Here is a 4,244-nt window from a genome sequence, read left to right as displayed (position 1 = left end):
CTATGAGTTATTGTGGAATATTGGTTCTAACAACGGTTATCTGCACCTAGTCGGCATCATGCAGAAATTTGTTGACCAAGCGATTTCCGCTAATACCAACTACGACCCCAGCGCGTATGAAAGTGGCAAAGTGCCAATGAAACAGTTGCTGCAAGATCTGCTGACGGCATATAAATTTGGTGTGAAAACCTTGTACTATCACAACACTCGTGATGGCGCGAAGGATGATCAAAAAGACGCAGTACAGGCACAAGATGATGATTGTGCGGGCGGCGGTTGTAAGATCTAACTCTATTTCACTCAACGTATTCAATAATGCTCCCCACGCAGGGGAGCTTAAAAGGGATTGAGGCATTTATGGCTTACAGTACTTTTTCTCAAAAAAAGAATGATCAACTCAAAGAACCGATGTTTCTTGGCCAATCGGTTAACGTGGCTCGTTACGACCAGCAAAAGTTTGAAATTTTTGAAAAACTGATAGAAAAACAGCTCTCGTTCTTCTGGCGTCCAGAAGAAGTCGACGTATCGAGTGATCGCATTGATTACAACAAGCTTCCAGATCATGAAAAGCACATTTTCATCTCGAACTTAAAATATCAAACGCTACTAGATTCAATCCAAGGTCGCAGCCCTAACGTGGCACTGCTACCGCTGGTTTCGCTTCCTGAAGTGGAAACATGGATTGAAACCTGGTCATTTTCAGAAACGATCCACTCACGTTCATACACTCATATTATTCGTAATATTGTGAATGATCCGGGTATTGTGTTTGATGACATCGTCGAAAATGAACACATATTGAAACGCGCAAAAGACATTGCGCACTATTACGATGATCTGATCCAACTGTCTAATGACTATCACCGTTTTGGTGAAGGAACACATCAGATTAATGGTGAGAGCGTCAAAATTAGCTTAGGTGACCTGAAACGTAAACTTTATCTTTGCTTGATGTCAGTCAATGCGTTGGAAGCGATTCGTTTCTATGTCAGCTTCGCCTGCTCATTTGCCTTTGCAGAGCGCGAATTGATGGAAGGTAACGCCAAAATCATCAAGTTGATTGCACGTGATGAAGCTTTGCACCTGACAGGTACACAGCATATGATCAACTTGCTGCGTAATGGACAAGACGATTTCGCCTTCTTACAAATCGCTGAAGAGTGCAAGCAAGAGTGTTTTGATTTGTTCAAAGCGGCTGCTGAACAAGAAAAAGAGTGGGCTGAATATCTGTTTAAAGATGGTTCGATGATTGGTTTAAACAAAGACATTCTGTGCCAATACGTTGAATACATCACCAACGTTCGTATGCAAGCGGTTGGTTTAGATATCGCCTACCCCGGCGCAACATCAAACCCAATTCCTTGGATTAATGCGTGGTTGTCTTCAGACAACGTACAAGTTGCACCTCAAGAAGCAGAAATCAGCTCCTACCTTGTAGGCCAAATTGACAATGAAGTTCGTGCCAATGACTTCGAGGACTTTGAGCTGTAATGGCGACCATTAAAATCAACAAAGTTACAACCATAGAATCAAACTCTTCCAATACTTTATTGGAAAGTATGGAGAGTGCGGGGCTAGAGCCAGAGTACAACTGTCGCGATGGTCACTGCGGTGCCTGTCGCTGCACGCTCGTTAAAGGCGAAGTGGAATATGTTGGTTTTGCGATGGCTTACACAGAGCGCAATGAAATATTGCCCTGTATTTGTAAAGCCAAAAGCCACGTGGAACTTGCTGGTGTTAATTATCGACCCAAAGCAAGGCGAGCCTAATCTCGATCTGCCAATAGTGCACTGTTAACGCATCACACATTGGCGCGTTAAAAAGGTAAAGCCAGAGCTATGCTCTGGCTTTATACATTCCTAGAAGAATGCCATCAGCTGTACCCATTGATACGGATTTGTTAGCGATTTCTCTGCCATCCCCATCAAACAATGAAAGTCTATATCCTTGATAGCTAGGCGTATCTAAGTCTGATGGAGCGTTGAGCCATAAAGAAACAACATCACTCATTTCATTACTCAATGCCTCACCTAAGATCACTTTTTGACTTGCAACTTTATACCAAACTAAAATTTTCGATTGGTTAAACATGTCAGCCTCCTGCTGAATTTCATCGAGCGGACTGACAGTGTACAGAGAAAAGGTGTGCAAAAAAGACCCAATTTTGAAACAATTTTATCTGATGCGTGAAATCATGAGCTTAGTCTTTAGACGAAATAATCATAAGCTAAGCACCTCACCGAACCTACGGAATAAGCCAAAAAATCATGCAGTTACCACCCGATACAATTTGAATACAAAGAACTTAATTATCAACAGCTTAGGTTTAAAAATACGCTAACACATTGAGTTAATTAGCCAATGACGCTCGCAGGTAAAAACATCTCTTTGACGGAGATTAGTGCCCCATACTGAGCAAAAATAGGCTTATTCGATAAATAGCGGCGTAACATATCAGCCGCGATGGTCCCCATTAACTCCCTCTGCTCATCGGAGCTGTAACGACGCTTGAATTTGAGGATCTGTCCCCACTCTCCCTGTGGAGCCGATAAAGCTAGGCTAAATTGATCATCATTTAATACACCAGTCACGAGCGATAACGAAGTAGAACACTTTTCCTTCGTTGCGCCAGCAAGCGCTAATGACGCCGCGAGTGGATCTTGATCGCCTAAGCCCGATTCAACGTTGCGGCTCAAAATCCAGCAGTGACCGCTCAACGCTTCCACTTGCTCGTTACTTAACAACCAACTGGCGAGCCAACCTTTGGTCGCTTGTTCTGCAATAGAGATCGATAATCCTTTGTCTTGCATTAAATGACCGATATGCGTGAGCATAGGTTCATCGACACTCACAACATGTTGTTCCAAATGCTGGTAGATGATCTGTAGTAGTTTTACTCGGCGTTCTAAATCACTTTTCGGACCAAACAATTTCACCTCAATAAAAGGCAGATAAGAACGATACCCCAGCATATACCCTTCCGGTAAGACTAATTTATCCAACTTATCTGAAATGGCCGATTCCGATGAACCCAGAGTGAATAAACGGCTGCACTCTAATCCCGTTTGTTGTGGGTATGTCGCTAGCAAGTCAGGTAAAATCTGTTCAGAGACCATCAGCTTAAACTCTTTGGGTACTCCGGGGGTGAAATAACAAACACAATCATTAATCTGAACTTTAAAGCCGCAAGCCGTCCCTATTGGGTTATCAATGATGTCAGAGAACTCAGGTAACATCGCTTGTTTGAGGTTACTTTCTGGCATCACAACACCACGCTGCGCAAAAAATTCGTCCAGTTTTTGCTTCCACAGCACAGACAACACCAACTTTTGGTCCGCCGCTTGAGCCGCCGCCGCCGCACTTAAATCATCAGACGTTGGGCCGAGCCCACCATTCACGATCAATACATCATTATTGAAACTGAGCATCAGTAACTCTTCAACCAAGGCTTGCTGGCTATCGCCTACCGTTGATCGTTTTACTAACGAAAAACCGTGCTGGAAGAACTCACTGGATAACCAAGCAGCATTGGTATCGACAATATCGCCATGGAGCACTTCCTCACCCGTGCTTAACATTGCTATTTTCAACATATCATGGTGTCCTTTTGTGTACGATTACAGGTGTGCTATCAATCAATACGGCAGAGAATAAAGTGCAATATATAACGCTTTGAATGCTATTTTTCTCATAAGTTTCCTTATTTACATAATTTGCTGTTTTCATCACCGCCGCTTTAATGGATAATTGTGATTCTGATCATTAAAAACAAAACTTTGGAGCCCTCCGTGTCAAAGAAAAGCATCATACCATTGATGTTATCGTTTTCGGCTTGTGCTAGTGCCACTGCATACGATTTCAACCAACACATTGAGTTTTCCTATACGGTCGACTGCAATCAAATTTCTTGTTTTAATGACGATCCGAATATTTACCAATCGAACTCTCCATTTTTAGCAAGCTTAGCAGAGTCGCAACCGCTAAACCTTGAAGAGCCCGCGCTGCCTAAATATCTTACCGTGCAAGATACAAAAGACTGGGACTATCTCAAAGGCCAAACCTACACCATCTTAGGATTAAGCGTAGCAACCGTTGGTTTAATGACATTTTTGCCTGCATCCATTACCAAATGGGATGAAGAGGATCGCAGCATAAGCGGCATAGGCAGCAAATGGAAAGATAACGTATCATCCGGCCCCACTTGGGATAGAGATGAGCATTATCTCAACTACATTATGCACCCC

At 43.0% G+C, this 4,244-nt stretch carries 4 protein-coding genes and 2 pseudogenes; 4 read left to right on the top strand and 2 right to left on the bottom strand.

All coding sequences use genetic code 11. The features are described 5' to 3' along the window. The 3 genes and pseudogenes from B9J84_RS01865 to yfaE form a co-directional block, all read left to right on the top strand. Positions 1 to 289 (top strand): annotated as a pseudogene (locus B9J84_RS01865) (ribonucleotide-diphosphate reductase subunit alpha); the annotation flags it as partial. Between the two features lie 68 nt (positions 290 to 357). Continuing rightward, positions 358 to 1,491, top strand: a complete 1,134-nt coding sequence (nrdB, locus tag B9J84_RS01860; protein ID WP_010318364.1) for a class Ia ribonucleoside-diphosphate reductase subunit beta — start codon at positions 358 to 360, stop codon at positions 1,489 to 1,491. Then, a complete protein-coding gene (gene yfaE, locus B9J84_RS01855) occupies positions 1,491 to 1,769 on the top strand; it encodes a class I ribonucleotide reductase maintenance protein YfaE (RefSeq protein ID WP_013857000.1) in 279 nt (92 codons plus the stop codon). The genes nrdB and yfaE overlap by 1 nt, the downstream gene beginning before the upstream one ends. Positions 1,770 to 1,836: 67 nt before the next feature. On the opposite strand, the gene B9J84_RS01850 is transcribed toward yfaE, so the two are convergent. Both B9J84_RS01850 and B9J84_RS01845 read right to left on the bottom strand, forming a co-directional pair. Then, on the bottom strand, positions 1,837 to 2,091 hold the full coding sequence (locus B9J84_RS01850; protein ID WP_013857001.1) for a hypothetical protein: 255 nt from the start codon (positions 2,089 to 2,091) through the stop codon (positions 1,837 to 1,839). Between the two features lie 263 nt (positions 2,092 to 2,354). Next, positions 2,355 to 3,593 carry a CinA family nicotinamide mononucleotide deamidase-related protein gene (locus tag B9J84_RS01845; RefSeq protein ID WP_094123411.1) on the bottom strand — a complete coding sequence of 413 codons (1,239 nt, stop codon included), beginning with the start codon at positions 3,591 to 3,593 and terminating at the stop codon, positions 2,355 to 2,357. Between the two features lie 156 nt (positions 3,594 to 3,749). Here B9J84_RS01845 and B9J84_RS01840 point away from each other — a divergent pair. Continuing rightward, positions 3,750 to 4,244, top strand: a pseudogene (locus tag B9J84_RS01840) (DUF3943 domain-containing protein); the annotation flags it as partial.

Origin of the sequence: Vibrio sp. V03_P4A6T147, from assembly GCF_002241085.1 — a bacterium.
Classification (GTDB): Bacteria; Pseudomonadota; Gammaproteobacteria; order Enterobacterales; family Vibrionaceae; genus Vibrio; species Vibrio anguillarum.
Note: the sequence above shows the minus strand (reverse complement) of the source record. Positions and strands in the feature narration are given on the sequence as shown.